Below are 18,239 nucleotides of genomic sequence, written 5' to 3' on the forward strand. Positions count from 1 at the left end.
TATAAAGTTATTACTGCAATCTGAATGTTACAGGCACTGTGTATTTTACACGTACAGCTTTACCACGCTGCATACCTGGTTTCCATTTTGGCATGGTGCTGATAACTCGAAGAGCTTCCTTGTCAAGATATGGATCGACAGAGCGCATAACTACAGGGTCAACGATAGAACCGTCCTGATTAACGACAAACTGAACGATTACACGTCCCTGAATACCGTTTTCCTGTGCGATTGTAGGATACTTGATGTTCTTGCTGAGGAATTTCATCAATTCTGCCATACCACCTGGGAATTCAGGCATCTGTTCTACAACCATGAAGATTTCTTCTTCAACGGGCTCTTCTTCTTCAACTACAGGCTCGATGTACTTGATTTCTACGGCTGTATTGTCATCTTCACTTGATTTGATAGTAGTTTCTTCTACATCCGCATCGTTTTCTGCAATCTGAATTACTTCTTCTACTTTCGGAGCTTCTGGTGGAGGAGGTGCTTGCTTTTGCTCCGGCTCTTCTGTAATAGGAATCATTTCTTCCTCAAAAATCGGTTCAACGACACCAGTATCGGTAGTCACCTGTTTGTCGCGTTCTGTCCATTCGAAAGCCACAAACACTGCTGCCAATATCAGCACGTAACCAATCAGCATCCACGTGGATTTCTTACCTTCGAGGTCTGCTTTGGGCGATTTTTTAACTTCCATAAAGTTTTTGTTAATTGGTTAATAATTCTCTGGTTGCAAATGTAGTACATTTATTTTAAAAAGCAACCTTAAAAGGATAAAAATAGATTAAAACTTAAAGTTTTCCATGTGAAGCGTATAAATCAGTAAAAACTTTTACATATCTTTGACTTAGAAACAGTGTAATTACACATTATAATATATTATACAATATTCATATTATGAGGAAAATTACCATAGCGATTGACGGATTTTCGTCATGTGGCAAAAGTACAATGGCAAAAGATTTGGCGAAGGAAATAGGTTATATCTATATAGACAGCGGTGCAATGTATAGAGCTGTCACATTATATTGCCTTAGAAATAATCTTTTTAATGATGATGGTGGAATAGATGCTGTAGCATTGGAAAAGCATATTGGTGATATAAAGATATCATTCCGCTTGAATGATATTACTTCCAGACCTGAGACATTGCTGAATGGTGAAAATGTTGAAACGGAAATTAGAACTATGGAGGTGTCTTCCAAAGTCAGCATCGTGGCGGCTTTGGGGTTTGTAAGAGAAGCTCTTGTGAAATTACAGCAGGAAATGGGTAAGAACAAGGGTATAGTGATGGATGGAAGAGATATCGGAACTGTGGTATTCCCAGACGCGGAGTTGAAGATTTTTGTTATTGCCTCTGCCGAAATCCGTGCGAAACGTAGATATGATGAATTGACGGCAAAAGGTCAAACCGTTTCTTACGAGGAGATACTTGCGAATGTCGTTGAAAGGGATCGTATAGACCAGACAAGGGAAGTCAGCCCACTTAGGAAGGCTGATGATGCCATTGTTCTCGATAATAGCGATATGTCGATACCTGAGCAGAAAATATGGTTGAAAAATGTATTCGATAAAGTGACAAATGTATAATATTGAGATAGATAAGGAGTCTGGTTTTTGTTTCGGAGTAACAACAGCCATAAAGAAAGCTGAGGAGGAACTTTCCAAAGGAACCCCTTTATACTGCTTGGGCGATATAGTGCATAATGACCGTGAATGTGAGCGTCTTAAGGATATGGGCTTGATTACGATAAATCATGAAGAATATTCGAAACTTAAAAATGTGAAAGTGCTGTTGCGTGCCCACGGAGAACCCCCTGAGACTTATAGGATAGCCGAAGAAAACAATATTGAGATTATCGATGCTACATGTCCTGTGGTGCTGAGGTTGCAGAAAAGAATCAAGCAGGAATACATATCCAAGATTTCTGATAGAGAAAAGCAGATTGTCATTTATGGGAAGAACGGTCATGCGGAGGTTCTTGGTCTTGTCGGTCAGACTAACGGCGAAGCGATAGTAATAGAAAAAATTGAGGAAGTTGATAAAATAGACATGAGCAAGGATGTCAGACTTTATTCTCAGACAACAAAATCGCTCGATGGGTTCAGGAGAATTGTTTCGTACATTGAACAACATATATCGCCGGAAGCTACTTTTCAGTATTTTGATACTATATGCCGTCAGGTTGCCAATCGAATGCCTAATATTAGAAAATTTGCCGCGTCGCATGATGTCATATTATTTGTGTGCGGACCTAAAAGTTCTAATGGAAAGATATTGTACCATGAGTGTAAGGACGTAAATCCGCGAACATATCAGGTTGACAAGCCTGAAGATATAAAGAAATCATGGTTTGCCGAAACTAAATCAATCGGGATATGTGGGGCTACCTCTACTCCTAAATGGCTCATGGACAAATGTAGAAATGTAATATTGGAAATGGATTGAAAATGTTTTTGTCCGGTAAAATTAAAATACATATAATCTTAATACAACTTAACTATAGATTTTGTAAATTTGTAGCGTTGAAACAAACTAATGATATTTAACTGTATGGCAAGTATTAAATGTGTTGGAATCCTCACTTCGGGAGGAGATGCTCCGGGTATGAACGCTGCTATTCGTGCTGTGACCCGTGCGGCTATTTATAACGGATTGAAGGTCAAAGGTATTTATAGAGGATATAAGGGCCTAATAACCGGTGAAATACAGGAGTTTAAAACTCAAAATGTAAGTAACATCATTCAGTTGGGAGGTACAATCCTGAAGACTGCAAGATGTATGGAGTTCAAGACACCAGAAGGAAGGCAGATAGCTTATGATACTATGGTTCGTGAAGGCATTGATGCCCTCATAGTTATAGGTGGTGACGGTTCTCTTACGGGTGCGAGACTCTTGGCTGAGGAATTTGACGTACCTTGTATCGGTTTGCCTGGTACTATTGACAACGACCTTTATGGAACAGATACTACTATCGGTTATGATACGGCATTGAATACTATACTTGATGCTGTGGATAAAATCAGAGATACTGCTACATCACACGAACGTTTGTTCTTTGTTGAGGTAATGGGGCGCGATGCCGGTTTCCTTGCTCTTAACGGAGCTATCGCAGCAGGTGCGGAAGCTGCCATCATCCCCGAATTCAATACAGAAGTTGACCAGCTTGAAGAATTTATCAAAAACGGTTTCCGTAAGTCAAAGAGCAGCTCTATTGTTCTTGTAGCTGAAAGTGAAATCACTGGAGGAGCAATGCATTATGCGGAACGTGTTAAGAACGAATATCCACAGTATGACGTGCGTGTGACAATTCTTGGTCACCTTCAGCGTGGCGGAAGTCCTACCGCTCATGACCGTATTATTGCAAGCCGTATGGGTGTGGCAAGTATTGAGGCTTTGATGGAAGGTCAGAGAAACGTTATGATAGGTATTGAGAACGACAAAATAGTTTATGTGCCGTTCGCAAAAGCTATCAAGAATGATAAGCCAATCGATCGTGAACTTGTTAATGTTCTGAATGAGCTTTCAATTTGATAATCATTATTTTTGATTGTAAAAACAGATAACATAATTTATTCCCGGACTGTATGAATTGTATGGTCTGGGATTTTTTTTATATTGGTGATATAATAATAGTTATAGTCCGAAAGTTACAAATGATTCATAAAAATGCTTTTTTCCAATGTATTATTTGCAGAGTAATCAAAATACAATTATTTTTGCATGTTAAAAGACAAATTTCATTACTTTTATCATCATGAATAGAATTAAAAAACTGAAAAAGATTCGCCTTCACCATGAAGGTACAAATATATTAATCAGTAGTGCAATAGTGTTGTTGGCTATTAATTTTGCATTTTATTTTATATTCGGTACTAATGTAGTGTCTTATGCATTGACAACAGTCAGTATTGTGCTCTATATTCTTATGGTTAATTTTTTCCGGTGTCCTATACGACTTTTTAAAGGTGAAACGGAAAAAACTGTTGTCGCTCCAGCCGACGGAAGGGTAGTGGTGATAGAAGAAGTTGAAGAACATGAATATTTTCATGACCGCCGATTGATGATTTCTATTTTTATGGACATAACAAATGTACATGCCAACTGGTATCCTGTTGACGGTGTCGTGAAGATGGTTAAACATCATAACGGAAGATTTATGAAAGCTTGGCTCCCTAAGGCCAGTACTGAAAACGAACGATCAACTATAATAATAGAGACTCCTGAAGGCGAGACTGTAATGGCAAGACAGATTGCAGGTGCTGTGGCAAGAAGAATTGTTACTTATGCAACTCCCGGTGAAGATTGTTACATAGACGAACACATGGGATTTATAAAATTCGGTTCCAGAGTTGATGTATATCTGCCTTTAGGTACAGAGGTTTGTGTAAAAATGAACCAAAAAACTACCGGTAACGAAACTGTTATTGCAAAACTTAAATAATCTGTTGCTTTATGCCGAATATAATAACTAAGAATATCCCTAATAGTATTACCAGCTGTAACCTTTTTTGTGGGTGTATAGCATCCTATATGGCTTTTATGTCCGATTTTCAAATGGCAATGTTGTTTATCGTATTAGGTGCAGTATTTGATTTTTTCGACGGGATGAGCGCAAGATTGTTGGATGTATCTTCACCTATTGGTAAGGAACTTGATTCTTTGGCAGATAATATTACTTTTGGCTTGGCTCCTTCGGCAATAGTTTTCTCTTTATTCAAGGAAGTCTATATCCCTGATTTCATTTCCGGTATCTCTGATTACTTACCATATACGGCATTTTTGATCTCAGTTTTTTCTGCATTACGCCTTGCAAAGTTTAATCTTGACGAACGACAGACTACATCTTTTATTGGAATGCCCACACCGGCAAATGCATTATTTTGGAGCTCACTGGCAATATTCGTTCATGAACATCAGTATGTAGCTCAGCTGTTTAATGCATTGTGTTTGCTTCTTTTGGTTGTAGTAATGTCTTTGCTTTTGGTATCCGAACTTCCAATGTTTTCATTGAAATTCAAGAACCTTAAATGGCAGAACAATAAGATTAGATATATATTCCTTGTAGTTAGCATTATATTGCTTGTATTATTTGGCATAAGCGGTTTGGCGGCAGTAATTGTTTGGTATATAGTATTATCAGCTTTAACAAACAGAAAATCATAATATAATAATCGTGGCACGGTTATTGTATATTAATACTTAAAAACGCAATAACTATGTTTCAAATTTTAGGTTTGATATTTTTCATAATCTTTTTTATAGTAATTATAGGATTCTTCATTCTGTATAAGATAATAAAGACGGTATCTGGAATAGGAAAAAGTTCAAGAAAACGATCGGAACAATTCGATAATTATAGAGATTCAGATCATACGGAATATAAGAAAACGAATGAATCCAAGTCTAAGAATAAGGTATTCGATGACAATGAAGGTGAGTATATTGATTTTGAAGAGATAAAGGATTGACATTCATCTCTTTTTTTATTCTTTTACGTCATAGTTTACCTAATTTAACTCTAAGACGGCTTTTTTCTTTTGGTAAAATTTGTTTTTTACAATTTAATGCCGTACCTTTGCACTCGCAATTAGGAAATAACATCGCGGAGTGGAGCAGTTGGTAGCTCGTTGGGCTCATAACCCAAAGGTCGTCTGTTCGAGTCAGGCCTCCGCAACTAATGAATAATTTAGGAGTCTCAAGAGAGACTCCTTTTTTGTTGCCATTTTGTCAGAAACAAGGGGTCAAGGGGGAGCAACGTAAAAATGTTGTAGATTTGTTGTAGGAATAAAAAATGAAGGAGCTAAGTTTATCACTTAACTCCTTTATTTTCACCAGTCGGGGTGACTGGATTCGAACCAGCGACCACACGCCCCCCAGACGCGTACTCTAACCGGGCTGAGCTACACCCCGAATTGCTGGCGCAAATTTACTGTTTTTTTCTTAAAAACCAAATAAAACCTGTTTTAGAAGTGTTATGTGTCATGAATATCTATTATTGAAAAATCATCCCATTGTTTCTGAATAGAAGTCAAGGCTTTCGAAGATTTCTTCTTTTGATACTATTTGGTTTATTTTTATTTCTCCGACATCACTCAGTAGGGTGAAGTTTACAGAATTTGCAGATTCATTTTTCTTGTCGTGTGTCATTAATTCGTATAGAGCTTCATAGTCTTTGCATGTGAAATGCAGTTTGCCGTAATGCTCCTTTATAAATGTCACTGTTTGTCTTAGTCTCTCACTTGGAAATCCTGTCTTGATGTGTGATAAGTACAATTCGCATACCAGTCCCCATGCTACTGCATATCCGTGAAGAGCATGATGTTCTCCCTTCAATGAATAGCTTTCAAAGGCATGTCCTACAGTGTGTCCAAGATTCAAAGACTTTCTTATATTCTTTTCGAATGGATCCTGTTCCACTACATTCTCTTTTATTGCTACTGATTTACCTATCAGCTCTTGTAATGATTTGTAGTCAATATTGTCATTAAAATTGAATAATAAAAGCTCACGCCAGTTTTCATGATTACTGATTAGTCCATGCTTAAGCATTTCGGCATATCCGGACATGATATTTTCATAGTCAAGTGTTTTTAAAAATTCACTGTCTATAATAACTTCCGATGCCGGTGCAAAAGCGCCTATTTCGTTTTTCAGACCATTGAAGTTAATGCCGGTTTTACCACCTACGGCTGCGTCAACCATCGATAAGAGTGTAGTCGGTATGTTTATGAACGATATACCTCTTTTGAAAGTGGCAGCGGCAAAACCGCCAAGGTCAGTAACCATTCCTCCACCAAGGTTTATTAACAGCGAATGTCTGGTCGCTCCACCATTGCTGAGTTCGGACCATACATGAGTCAGTGTTTCAAGATTTTTGTTGCTGTCTTCAACACCTATTGTGATTTTGGTCGCATTTTTTACTGTGTCTATATTTTCCGTCAATGGCAGACAGAATTGTGACGTATTGTTGTCTGTAAGAATGAACAGCTTGTCAAATTTATGTGATGAAATTACATTTCTTAAATCCTCTTCCAGATTCTTGCAGATGATTACTTCTTGTTTATTCATAATTATACAAATTTGATGGCAAAAATAGAAAAAAAGTTAGAAAATAACTTTATAATGTTTACAAATAATTATTTTTGTACCAATGATTAAAAACTAAATGATAAAGATTATGAAAGGACTTTTCCCAATTTGTTTTCGTGTATTAGGTTATACGCTTCTCATTTTATCTGTGTTTCTCCCTATGTTGATGTATATGTTTGGAATGATAACCACTGATGCCGGTTTGATATACGTAAAGCTTGGGGCTAAATCAGTAATATGGATTTCTTTGTTTTTTATATTTTTCGCCAAATCTGATGATGAAGACGAGGTTACTTCGTCTCTTCGTGCTAAAGCTGCCAAATTAGCTTTGTTGATTTGGGGGCTGTATTATCTTTTTGCACTTGGCAAATCTGCTTTTGACTTGAACTATCAGAGTGCAGATAATTCCGTTGGAATCTTTTATATGGTAATGAATGTTATCTGTTTTGAGTTTTTGGTGCAAAAACGTAAAATTGAGAAAAAAATTGGTAGGAAAAATTAAAATGATGTTTACGGTATTAAACCTTTTCCCAATATATCTGTCAAAAGCGTATTGAAAATAATTTATTAAATAAAATATGGAATGATGATTTTGGGACTATGAAAAGTTGGGTTTTGTGTTTTTTGATAGGGATTTTTACCCCTTTGCTAATCTTTCCGCAAGGAAGGACACCTCGAGGAACTGTTTCTGGAACAGTTGTTGATGCAGAAGATAAGATGCCGGTCATGCAGGCTACCGTACAGATACTGTCGCCTAAGGACAGTAGTATGGTTACAGGTAATATTACCGATATAGACGGTAAGTTCTCGCTTAATGCACGTGTAGGCAAGTATCTGCTTAAGGTTTCATTCGTTGGTTATAGGCCTGTTTATAAAAATATTGAGATTACCCGTCAGAAGCCTAAGACTGCAGTTGGTAATATAGAATTAGCTTCGGATGCGATAATGCTGGAGGGAGCTGTGATAGTTGCGCAGGCCCCTGAAGTTACTGCTGTAGCCGATACTTTAGTCTATAATTCATCGGCGTACAGACTACCTGAAGGTTCGGCTCTTGAGGAGTTGGTAAAGAAACTTCCGGGAGCGGAAATTGATGATGAAGGTAAGATAACTATAAATGGTAAGGAAGTAAGCAAGATTATGATAGACGGTAAAGAATTTTTTGCCGACGATCCTAATATAGCACTTAAGAATTTGCCTGTAAACATTATTGATAAACTTCGTGCTTACGACAAGCAGTCTGATATGGCAAAAGCTACAGGTATTCAGGATGGTGAAGAAGAAACTGTACTTGATCTTACAGTAAAACCTGGAATGAATAGGGGTTGGTTCGGTAACGCCGATGTTGCCGGAGGAACTCAGGACAGATATAGCGGTAAGGTCCTTTTAAATCGTTTCTATGACGGTAATCAGTTTACTGTAATTGGCTCATCCAATAATGTTAATGATAACGGTTTCCCAGGCGGTGGAGGTGGTGGACGTTGGAGAAGTCAGAACGGATTGAATACTATCCACATGGCTGGTTTTAACTTCGCTACAGAAACTGAAAAATGGCAGAATAACGGTAGTGTGAACTTTAATATGAAAAATTCCGACATAAGGAGTAAGAGCGCATCTGAAACTTTCGTATCGAGTTCTTCAAGTTCATTTACTAATGCTATGAGTCTTCAGGATAATAAGACCCTGAATCTTACTGCCGATTTCAGAATAGAATGGAATCCTGACACTATGACTATGGTTCTTTTCCGACCGAGAATCCAATATGGAGATACTGATAATGGAACAAAATCAAACACTTATACTTTCAACCAGGATCCGGTATATTCAACAGACGAGCTGATAGATGCTGATGAACAGGGGAATCTGACGGAATTGGTTCCTGAAGAAAATATCATAAATACAATAGCTCGTAACAGCCTTTCGCGTTCCAATTCGTTTACTCATGGCGCGTCATTGATGTATAACAGGCGTCTTGGTAAGGCCGGAAGGAATATAACATTTAGGTTATATTATAACTATACAAATAGTAAATCCGAACAGTTTTCAACATCAGAGACTAATTATTTCCAGAAAACCCCTGAAGAGCAGTTGGAAATATTGAACCGTTATATAACAACTCCAACAAAGAGTTATAATTATAGTGCGCGCGTCTCATATAGCGAACCTATATTCAAGAATATGTTCCTGCAGTTCAGCTATAACTTCCAGTACAAGCGTAATACTTCGGATAATTCCACATACGATATGCCTAACGGATGGACAGTTGATAATGGATTGGCTGGCGAAATAAACGGTACTTATAATAATGACTTGAGTAAGAGTGCGGCGTATAATTACTTTAATCATCAGGTCGATGTATCCTATAAATGGATTACTGAGAAATCACAGTTTAATTTAGGTGTTTCATTCCAGCCGCAAAATACCAAATTGGATTATAAGAAGGGTGAGCTCGATACCATTAGCACACGTAAGGTGTTCAATTTCACACCGACTCTGGATTTCAGATATAAGTTCTCGAAGACAAGCCAGTTGAGGGTGGATTATAGAGGCCGTAGTTCACAGCCAAGTATGACAGACCTGTTGCCGATAAGCGACAATACCGACCCGTTGAATGTCAGAGTGGGAAATCCTAATCTGAAACCGGCGTTTATGAATACATTGCGAGTTATGTATAATACGTTTAATGTGGATACTCAGCGAGGTGTGATGACGCATTTCTCATATAACAATACGCTTAACAGTATTAGTAACCGACGTACATACGATGTGACCACCGGTGGATATACTACAAGGCCGGAGAATATTAACGGTAACTGGAATATCTTTGGAATGGTGGGTGGAAATATTGCTTTAAAGAATAAGAAATTTACCATTAATACATTCACTAATACAAGATATAGTAATATGGTAAGCTATATCAGCAGTAAGGAAGTTACAACAGATTCGGATAAGAATATCACCAAACAGCTGAATCTTGGTGAAAGGTTGAGAGGTACTTACAGGTCAGATTGGTGGGAGGTTTCTTTGAATGGTTCTATCAATTACATGCATTCCAGAAACAGTTATCAGGAATCAAGCAATATGGATACCTATCAGTTCTCTTACGGTGCCAGCACTAATATAGACCTGCCGTGGAATATGTCGATTTCAACAGATTTGTCACAGAATTCCAGACGAGGTTATACCGATGCTTCAATGAACCGTGATGAACTGCTGTGGAATGCTCAGATTTCACAGAACTTCCTGAAAGGAAATGCTGCTACAATCAGCGTTCAGTTCTATGATATTTTGCGTAATCAGAGTAATATAAGCCGTGCGATATCAGCCGCTATGCGTTCTGATACAGAATATAATGCTATATACAGTTATTGTATGGTACACTTTATCTATCGTCTTAACCTCTTTGGTGGAAAACAAGGCGGACGTCCTATGGGAGGTCCTGGATTTGGCCCTCCGGGAGGACATGGACCTGGATTCGGACCAAGAAGATAACGCTACTTTCAGAGAGCCGCATAAAATGAGACAAGATTTTATGCGGCTCTCTGTTTTTATGTTGGTAAAAAGCGATATATTTTCATGAAAAACATGTATTTTTGTTTTTAACCTGATATGATGTTATTATGAATGATATATTCTTTGCACTGATTTATTTCACTTACATGTTGATAGTGTTTTCGACTGTAGTATATGTTGTGCTTGATAACAGAAATCCTGTAAGGACGATGGCGTGGATACTTGTGCTTACATTTCTTCCGTTGGTAGGACTTATACTGTATTTCTTTTTGGGTAAGAGTAACAGAAAAGGAAGGCTGATAAGCAGGAAAGGTTATTCCAGACTGATAAAAAGGCCTATGGCTGAATTCCAAATGCAGGAGTCATTGAACATCAAGACTGAAAAGTCCAGGATAATGTCTTTTTTTATGAATGTAAACAGGGCTTTGCCGTTCGATGGCAATAATGTCGAAGTATATACCGACGGAAAGTCTATGTATATGTCATTGTTGAAATCTATTTACAGTGCCCGCCACCATATCCATGTTGAGTTCTACATAATAGAAAACGATCCGGTTGGCCGTTTGCTCAGGGATGCGCTGATTGATATGTCAAGGAAGGGGGTCCGGGTAAGGGTGCTTTATGACGATGTGGGATGCTGGAAGGTGAATCATGAATTTTACGAACAGATGCTGTGCGAAGGTATAGAAGTACAAAGTTTTCTAAAGGTCCGCTTCCCGGTGTTTACATCGAAAGTCAATTATAGAAATCATAGAAAGATAGTTGTAATAGATGGTAAGGTGGGATTTATTGGCGGTATGAATATAGCTTATAGGTATCTTTATGGTTTGAATTGGGGTATATGGAGAGATACTCATGTCAAAATAAGCGGTAAGGCTGTATATGGCTTGCAGACAGCGTTTCTGACAGATTGGTTTACTGTTGAACGATCGCTGATTACTGCCCCTGAATACTTTCCTAAAATGTCATCTCCAGAACCGTGTGGAAGCGATGCTTATAGTTCTGTTGCACAAATTGTGACGTCCGATCCTGTAGGCGAGTGGAGAGACATTATGCAGGGTTATGTTATGGCCATTAATAACGCGAAAAGCTATGTTTATATACAAACTCCTTATTTGCTTCCTACTGAACCTGTGCTTACTGCTTTACAGTCGGCTGCTCTCTCAGGCGTAGATGTAAGGATTATGATACCAAAACGTGGTGATTCATGGTTTATTCATAAAGGAACAATGTCGTATATAGGCGATATGCTTGAGGCAGGAGTTAAGGTTTATCTTTACAAGTCCGGTTTTCTGCATTCAAAGCTTATGGTGAGCGACGACGAGCTTTCTACTGTTGGTTCAACAAATATGGACTTCAGGAGTTTTGAGCATAATTTTGAGGCCAATGCATTTTTTTATGACAAAAAAACTGCGTTGGCCCTGAAAAATATTTTTTTTAATGATATGAAGTCAAGTATTCTGCTTACACAGAAAGTCTGGAAGTCCCGTTCGGGAAAGAACAGGATTACTGAGTCTGTTATAAGACTGTTGTCTCCTCTTCTTTAGTATCCTCCTCTGCTTTATCTGAACTTTCGTCGGAAGGATAGCCGAAGAAAGAAAAGTTTACACTGCCGTAATGTCTGTGTTCGATAAAGTAAGGATGAGATTCGAAACTCAGATCTTTACCATGCTCCAAAACAAACATACCGTCCTTTTTCAGAAGTTCGTATTTGAAAACCATATCCGGTATTTCCGACAGCCTTTCTAACGCGTATGGAGGGTCGGCGAATATGAAATCGAACTTTTCCTGACATTTTTCTATATATTTGAATACGTCGGCCCTTAGTACAAAGCATTTGTCTGTCTTTACTTCTTTCATTATTTTATTGATGAATGAAAGATGCAGAGGGTCTTTTTCTATAGAGATAACTTTATCGCATCCTCTGGATACAAGTTCGATGCTGATGCTTCCCGTACCTGCAAACAAATCCAGAGCAGTGACATTGTCTTCAAAATCAATGTAGTTGCTAAGAACGTTGAACAGGTTTTCTTTTGCGAAATCAGTTGTCGGTCTTGCCTTGAATGTGTGTGGAACGTCGAATCTTCTTCTTTTGTATATGCCGCTTATTACTCGCATAAAATTAGTGATTGTACATCAAACGGGATATTCTCGATTTCAGTTGTTGATGAATCGTTGAATTCCGCCTGTGGGTTAATACTGTAAACGTGGCTGATGTATTTCCTCAGCTCAGGGATAATTATTTTTTTTGTTTCTGTTGCTCCCGCAATATGCAGTTCGTCTCTCTGTTGGTCGAAACCTGCCTGTTGCCAGATGTTGAGTATAAAATATTCAATATCGTTTTTAGATGGAGTAGGGTAAGTGTTTACAAGCAAAAGCCTTCCTTTGTCCAACGCTGTGACGTCAATACTGTCATGATGAATGTTAGTGTAGAGCTTTTTGCAATTTCCAAGTTTGCTCTTTATTGTCAGATGTTCTATCTGAGGGCTTATCGATGAGAAAAATCTTGCCCCGGGAAATTGTTCGGACAGGAATACGTGTGTCAGTTTGTCCAATGAGAAGATGACAACGGAACTGCTGTTACTCAGAATATTGCACAGAATGATTTCATTCTTTTTTTCTCTGACGTTCTGATAGAAGATACTTTCCATCGAGTCATCCTCAAAGAATTCCAAAGGAATTATCGTATATCGAGGCGAGTGAATAAGAATGTTTGTCTGCTTGAATTTATGTTTGAGCTCTTCTGTAGCTGCAAGGAAAGCCTTTACGTTTGCAGCCATTGACCTCTGGGTGTTTACGGGGAACGTCCTATGGTAGAAGTCGTTGCCGTCAATAGGGTTATAGATAGAAAAAGAAAATCCATCCGTACTGAGACGGATGGATAATGTATATTGTTCTGATTTATTAAAATCTAAATCTTTTGTCATTTATGAGTGAGATTGATTATTCCCAGTTTCCGGCATTGTTGTTTGGCTGTTCGATGTCGCCGACTCTCAAACCGCAATATTTACCAAGTTTAGACTGCATGTCTTTCAAGTTAGCCAATTCCTGACGGTTAATACCATCCAAGTAAACATCATATGCAACCTGTGCCTGGAACAAGTTAAGAGGAGCACCAGACTTCATAGTATCTTTGCGGACAGCCATCTCAAATTTAGCTCCGTTACCGTAAGGAACATAGCAAAGTGAATCAGCGTTGAAACCTTTCTGGAAGATTGTGTCAAGTACAGCTACCCACATTGTATCACGACGGAAGTTCTGTAGTCCTTCTTTTTCAACTTCTTTATAATTACCTGTTTTTTTAGCCTTGTTGATGATAGCCATTGCTTTCTTTTCAGTCATACCGGCTTCAAGCTGAGCGTCTGTAAGAGATCCTACTTTAAGGATAAATGGAAGTTTGGCAGTTTTTACGAAGTCAATCAAAGAATCGAAGTCTGCAGTATAAGCACCCTGGTGCATACCACGGTATTCCTGCTGTGCCTTACGGATGTCGATAAGACGAGCGATGATTGCTTTTTCTCTAATGTCTCTTTCTTTGTCAAAATTGATAGGACCCATAACACTGCCGTAGCAGATGTAAACCAAACCTACAACGCAGGCTGCTAAAACAAGATTAATAACTGTTTTCATGATAATATTATTTTTTTAGTTTATATTCGTAGCGCAAAAATAAAATAAATAACTTGAACAACGTAAATATTACTCAATCTTTTTATCTACTTTTATGTTAAATAACTATTTAACGCAACAAATTAAGCGAAATTTTTGTTATAAACCAACAGATGAACAAGAAAAAGCAATGCAATGTATAGCAGATTTCTTGTTTAAGCCCCAAAATGATGCGTTGCTGTTGCTGAAAGGGTATGCCGGAACAGGTAAAACCACTCTTGTTGGCGCGGTAGTCAGGACTTTGTCAGAGTTCCATGCGGGTTACGTTCTGATGGCTTCTACCGGAAGGGCAGCCAAGGTGTTTTCGCGCTATTCCGGTTTTTCGGCTTATACCATTCACAAGAAAATTTACCGGCAGAAAAACTTTTCAAACGAGCTTGATAATTTTTCTTTAAATGATAATCTTCACAAAAATACGTTGTTTATTGTTGATGAGGCTTCCATGATTTCGAACGACGGGCTTTCCGGCGCGTCATTCGGAAGCGGCAGGCTTCTTGACGATTTGATTGAGTATGTATATTCAGGCCATGGGTGCCGCCTTCTGATTATCGGCGATGAAGCGCAGTTGCCACCGGTGGGCGAAGAGGAGAGCCCCGCTCTGAGTGCCGAAATATTGGGCGGATATGGGCTTGATGTTACAGAATGTCTTCTCACGGAGGTTATCAGATATTCCGGCAGGAATGGAATTCTTTCGAATGCGACGATGCTTCGCGAAAGGATGGCAGCCGATGATATTTACGATCTTCCTAAACTGAGTCTTAAAGGATACGGGGATATATCTTCAGTGCCTGGCAGCGAATTGATAGAAGCCATAAATACTTCATATAATGAGGCCGGTATGGATGAGACAATGATAATATGCCGTTCCAACAAAAGGGCTTATCTGTATAATAAAGGTATCCGGAATACTATCTTGTATAGGGAAGATGAGTTGAATACTGGCGACATCCTTATGATAGCAAAGAATAATTATCATTGGACGGCGGACTGTAAAGAGATGGATTTCATTGCCAACGGCGACATTGCTGTGGTACGCCGGGTGCGTCGCACCCGTGAAATGTACGGGTTCAGGTTTGCCGATGTGGTTCTGTCTTTCTCCGACCATAATGATATAGAACTCGAACTGAAGATATTGCTTGACACTCTTCACTCCGATTATCCTTCTTTGTCGAAAGAAGACAGCGACCGGCTGTTCAATGCTGTTATGGAAGACTATTCGGACATTACGAACAAGAGGGAACGGATGAAGAAACTCAAGGAAGACAGCTTCTATAATGCTCTACAGGTAAAGTATGCATACGCCGTGACATGTCATAAAGCTCAGGGCGGACAGTGGAAAAGAATTTTTATCGATCAGGGATACATCACCGATGAAACCTTTACTCCAGACTATTACCGCTGGCTTTATACGGCACTGACCAGAGCAAGCGAGAAACTTTACCTGGTCAACTGGCCCGAAAGTCAGACTGAATAAAACGATAGGTGAGAAGGGCTTGAACATTTCCTCTGACGAACAGGTATATGATGAACGCCAACCACAGAGAATGATTGCCCAAAGTACTTTCCGATATATAATATACGGCAAAAAATATAACCGAGGCAACGGATATCGAACGGAGCATTATTCCTGTAGCGGTGGCTCCTATACATATACCGTCCAGTATGAAGGCCATAAACCCGGCAAAAGGTATTGCAAGAACCCAGTAATAATATTCGGATGAATTCTGTATAACATCTGTATCGTCGGTGAGCAGCCGGAGGAAATCTCTGCCTCCAACACAATATAATAATGTGAATAATACGGCTACTCCTGTTCCCCAGTATAAAAGATGTCTTATTGTGGTGCGTAGCAACAAATTATTTCTGCTACCTACATGTTTTCCCACAAGAGCCTCGCCGGCGTATGCGAATCCGTCCATAATGTAAGAGAAAATAGTGAACATCTGCATCAGTAGGGTGTTGACTGCCAATGTGGTGTCGCCATATCCTGCTCCGGATGATGTGAAGAACACTGTGACCGCCACGATGCATAATGTGCGGAAAAATATATCTCTGTTCACCCTGAAGAATACCGACATGCTTTTCCTGCAGAATAATTGTCTCGCGGAAATATTCCACGTATAGTTTTTTGTATATTTAAGTCCTAAAAGTATGGCCATCAGCAATCCGGCGTATTGCGCAATCAGAGTGCCGTATGCCACTCCTTCAATTTTCATTCCCATTTCTCTGACTAAGAAAAGGCTGGCGGCTATGTTTATTACATTCTGAGTTATGGCTATGAACATTGGGTATCTGGAATTTTGCATGCCTAAGAACCATCCGGTGAAACTGTATAGTCCAAGCACGGCGGGTGCTCCCCAGATACATATATGGAAATACTTTGTGGCATAAGCCTTTACTTCTGTACCGGTATCAATGAAAATGAATGCTGTGCTGACAATTATAGATTGTAATATTATGAGCGACAAAGCCAGTAAGACACTGATACTTAGCGAGCGTAGCAGTATATTCCTGCATTCGTCGCCGTTTCTGCTTCCGTATGCCTGCGATGTCATTCCTCCTGTTCCCATTCTCAGAAAACCGAAAATCCAATAAATCATATTGAAGAGCATACCCCCAACAGCTATAGCGCCTATATAAGCCACATTGCCCAAATGTCCTGTTATTGTTACATCCACTAATCCTAACAGCGGTACAGTGATGTTCGAGATGATTGATGGTATGGCTATCTGAAGTATTTCCTTGTTTGTCTGGTTCATGTTTTTGTGTGATATATTATATAATGTACGACACTTCCTTAAACAGATACTTTCTTACGTTTCCTTCTTTGTCTTTCAGTATGAATCTTCCGTCTTTTTCTATGTCTTCTATCATGGCCTCAAACGTGCCGTTATCGTCTTTATAGGTGTGAAATCCGTCTTTTCTGTATATCGCGTCAAAGTATTTCTTCCTTATGGTTTCGCTTTCTCCGTTACAGAACATGCCGTAATATCCGTTTACGTAATCCATAATCTTGTATAGAACGGTCTCTATGTCGTATTCCTTGCCTGTGATTTGCGATAATGAGACAGGATTTGGGGCGCCGCTTCTGAATATCTTTTGGTTCAGGTTTACCCCCGTTCCGGAAATGGAACGTTCTATGTTCATACCGCTCAAGTCGTTTTCAATCAGTGTCCCGCAAATCTTCTTGTCCATCCAGTAAATGTCATTCGGCCATTTTATGCTTATCCCGTCTGTATATTCAGTCAGAGTTTCGAACAGGGCAAGCGCAGTAATTTGCAGCAGTATGAAGTGTTCCTTTGCAGGCAGTCCTTTGGGAAAAATTACAAAGCTGAACAGCAGGTTTTTTCTGTCTTCCGATTCCCATTTGTTGCCCCGCTGTCCTCTGCCGTCGGTCTGAAACGATGAGTAAACCGAGGTGAGGTTGTCTGCTTCGCCTTTCGAACAGATATCAGCAAGACTAACGTTGGTCGATGTGGTTTGTGGTATATAAATAGGTTTAGGATAATTCATTGTGAGTCTTTTAATATATTAATTTTACCATACCGGAGATACAAATGCATCTTCGATATGTTTGATTTTGAAATCCCCCTCATGTCCGGTTATGGATATTATGTCGAACCTGACATCAAGGTCAATCATGTTTTTCTTTATATAAACGTCGGCGGCATTGATTATTCTCCTGATTTTCTTGTCGGAAACGGTATATTCAGGCTCACCGTAAAGGTCTGTGCTCCTGGTTCTTATTTCGGCTATAATCAGACAGTTCCCTTTCCGGGCTATAATGTCCAGCTCCAGTCTTCTCCAAGTCCAGTTCCTTTCCAGTATCTCATATCCATTTTCCTGGAGAAACCGGCAGGCTATGTCTTCTCCTCTTTTGCCCAAAATGTTATGTTTTGCCATTTTACCGTTTTTTGCAAAAATACTTATTTATTTTTTCTTAATTAGCCGGAAGTAGATTATTTTT

At 39.1% G+C, this 18,239-nt stretch carries 18 protein-coding genes and 2 tRNA genes; 11 read left to right on the forward strand and 9 right to left on the reverse strand.

The window, feature by feature from the left end:
- Positions 1 to 10 precede the first annotated feature (10 nt).
- Positions 11 to 697, reverse strand: a complete 687-nt coding sequence (locus H6A27_RS00680) for an energy transducer TonB (RefSeq protein WP_204404383.1) — start codon at positions 695 to 697, stop codon at positions 11 to 13.
- A 200-nt stretch (positions 698 to 897) separates the two neighbouring features.
- Between H6A27_RS00680 and cmk the strand changes: the two genes are divergently transcribed.
- From cmk to H6A27_RS00715, 7 genes are all read left to right on the forward strand, one after another.
- Positions 898 to 1,590: a (d)CMP kinase gene (gene cmk, locus H6A27_RS00685; RefSeq protein WP_204404385.1), complete on the forward strand. Its 693-nt coding sequence runs from the start codon at positions 898 to 900 to the stop codon at positions 1,588 to 1,590.
- Positions 1,583 to 2,449, forward strand: coding sequence for a 4-hydroxy-3-methylbut-2-enyl diphosphate reductase (locus tag H6A27_RS00690; protein WP_204507321.1), 867 nt, complete (start codon positions 1,583 to 1,585; stop codon positions 2,447 to 2,449). Before cmk ends, H6A27_RS00690 begins: the two co-directional genes overlap by 8 nt.
- Before the next feature lie 105 nt (positions 2,450 to 2,554).
- Positions 2,555 to 3,535: a 6-phosphofructokinase gene (gene pfkA, locus H6A27_RS00695; RefSeq protein ID WP_204404389.1), complete on the forward strand. Its 981-nt coding sequence runs from the start codon at positions 2,555 to 2,557 to the stop codon at positions 3,533 to 3,535.
- Between the two features lie 223 nt (positions 3,536 to 3,758).
- Entirely contained in the window at positions 3,759 to 4,445 is a 687-nt protein-coding gene (locus tag H6A27_RS00700; RefSeq protein WP_204404391.1) for a phosphatidylserine decarboxylase family protein, read from the forward strand.
- A gap of 11 nt (positions 4,446 to 4,456) precedes the next feature.
- Positions 4,457 to 5,167: a CDP-diacylglycerol--serine O-phosphatidyltransferase gene (gene pssA, locus H6A27_RS00705; RefSeq protein WP_204404393.1), complete on the forward strand. Its 711-nt coding sequence runs from the start codon at positions 4,457 to 4,459 to the stop codon at positions 5,165 to 5,167.
- Between the two features lie 53 nt (positions 5,168 to 5,220).
- Entirely contained in the window at positions 5,221 to 5,472 is a 252-nt protein-coding gene (locus H6A27_RS00710; protein ID WP_204507322.1) for a DUF4834 family protein, read from the forward strand.
- 133 nt (positions 5,473 to 5,605) lie between these two features.
- Positions 5,606 to 5,678: transfer RNA gene (locus tag H6A27_RS00715), tRNA-Met, on the forward strand.
- Positions 5,679 to 5,839: 161 nt separating this feature from the next.
- On the opposite strand, the gene H6A27_RS00720 is transcribed toward H6A27_RS00715, so the two are convergent.
- Positions 5,840 to 5,914, reverse strand: a tRNA-Pro gene (locus H6A27_RS00720).
- Between the two features lie 93 nt (positions 5,915 to 6,007).
- On the reverse strand, positions 6,008 to 7,072 hold the full coding sequence (gene aroB / locus H6A27_RS00725) for a 3-dehydroquinate synthase (protein ID WP_204507323.1): 1,065 nt from the start codon (positions 7,070 to 7,072) through the stop codon (positions 6,008 to 6,010).
- Between the two features lie 109 nt (positions 7,073 to 7,181).
- Between aroB and H6A27_RS00730 the strand changes: the two genes are divergently transcribed.
- The 3 genes from H6A27_RS00730 to cls all read left to right on the forward strand — a co-directional run bounded on the left by H6A27_RS00730 (position 7,182) and on the right by cls (position 12,150).
- Positions 7,182 to 7,595, forward strand: coding sequence for a hypothetical protein (locus H6A27_RS00730; RefSeq protein ID WP_204507324.1), 414 nt, complete (start codon positions 7,182 to 7,184; stop codon positions 7,593 to 7,595).
- 98 nt (positions 7,596 to 7,693) lie between these two features.
- Positions 7,694 to 10,582 carry a TonB-dependent receptor gene (locus H6A27_RS00735; protein WP_204507325.1) on the forward strand — a complete coding sequence of 963 codons (2,889 nt, stop codon included), beginning with the start codon at positions 7,694 to 7,696 and terminating at the stop codon, positions 10,580 to 10,582.
- Between the two features lie 128 nt (positions 10,583 to 10,710).
- Positions 10,711 to 12,150, forward strand: coding sequence for a cardiolipin synthase (gene cls / locus H6A27_RS00740; protein ID WP_204507326.1), 1,440 nt, complete (start codon positions 10,711 to 10,713; stop codon positions 12,148 to 12,150).
- On the opposite strand, the gene H6A27_RS00745 is transcribed toward cls, so the two are convergent.
- From H6A27_RS00745 to H6A27_RS00755, 3 genes are read right to left on the reverse strand one after another with little or no spacing between them, the layout of a single operon-like run.
- On the reverse strand, positions 12,122 to 12,721 hold the full coding sequence (locus H6A27_RS00745) for an RsmD family RNA methyltransferase (protein WP_204404406.1): 600 nt from the start codon (positions 12,719 to 12,721) through the stop codon (positions 12,122 to 12,124). The genes cls and H6A27_RS00745 overlap by 29 nt on opposite strands.
- Positions 12,712 to 13,530: a DUF3822 family protein gene (locus H6A27_RS00750; protein WP_204404408.1), complete on the reverse strand. Its 819-nt coding sequence runs from the start codon at positions 13,528 to 13,530 to the stop codon at positions 12,712 to 12,714. The genes H6A27_RS00745 and H6A27_RS00750 overlap by 10 nt, the downstream gene beginning before the upstream one ends.
- Before the next feature lie 16 nt (positions 13,531 to 13,546).
- Positions 13,547 to 14,233, reverse strand: coding sequence for a hypothetical protein (locus H6A27_RS00755; protein ID WP_204507327.1), 687 nt, complete (start codon positions 14,231 to 14,233; stop codon positions 13,547 to 13,549).
- A 94-nt stretch (positions 14,234 to 14,327) separates the two neighbouring features.
- Between H6A27_RS00755 and H6A27_RS00760 the strand changes: the two genes are divergently transcribed.
- Entirely contained in the window at positions 14,328 to 15,746 is a 1,419-nt protein-coding gene (locus H6A27_RS00760; protein ID WP_204507328.1) for an ATP-dependent DNA helicase, read from the forward strand.
- On the opposite strand, the gene H6A27_RS00765 is transcribed toward H6A27_RS00760, so the two are convergent.
- Genes H6A27_RS00765 through H6A27_RS00775 form a run of 3 tightly spaced genes read right to left on the reverse strand, consistent with a single transcriptional unit; the run spans position 15,718 to position 18,175 of the window.
- Positions 15,718 to 17,031, reverse strand: coding sequence for an MATE family efflux transporter (locus H6A27_RS00765; protein ID WP_204404413.1), 1,314 nt, complete (start codon positions 17,029 to 17,031; stop codon positions 15,718 to 15,720). The two genes, H6A27_RS00760 and H6A27_RS00765, sit on opposite strands and share 29 nt — an antisense overlap.
- A 16-nt stretch (positions 17,032 to 17,047) precedes the next feature.
- A complete protein-coding gene (locus H6A27_RS00770) occupies positions 17,048 to 17,785 on the reverse strand; it encodes a biotin--[acetyl-CoA-carboxylase] ligase (protein ID WP_204507329.1) in 738 nt (245 codons plus the stop codon).
- Between the two features lie 24 nt (positions 17,786 to 17,809).
- A complete protein-coding gene (locus tag H6A27_RS00775; protein ID WP_204404418.1) occupies positions 17,810 to 18,175 on the reverse strand; it encodes a YraN family protein in 366 nt (121 codons plus the stop codon).
- Positions 18,176 to 18,239 lie beyond the last annotated feature (64 nt).

This window comes from Bacteroides caecigallinarum (assembly GCF_016902295.1).
GTDB lineage: Bacteria > Bacteroidota > Bacteroidia > Bacteroidales > Bacteroidaceae > Phocaeicola > Phocaeicola caecigallinarum_A.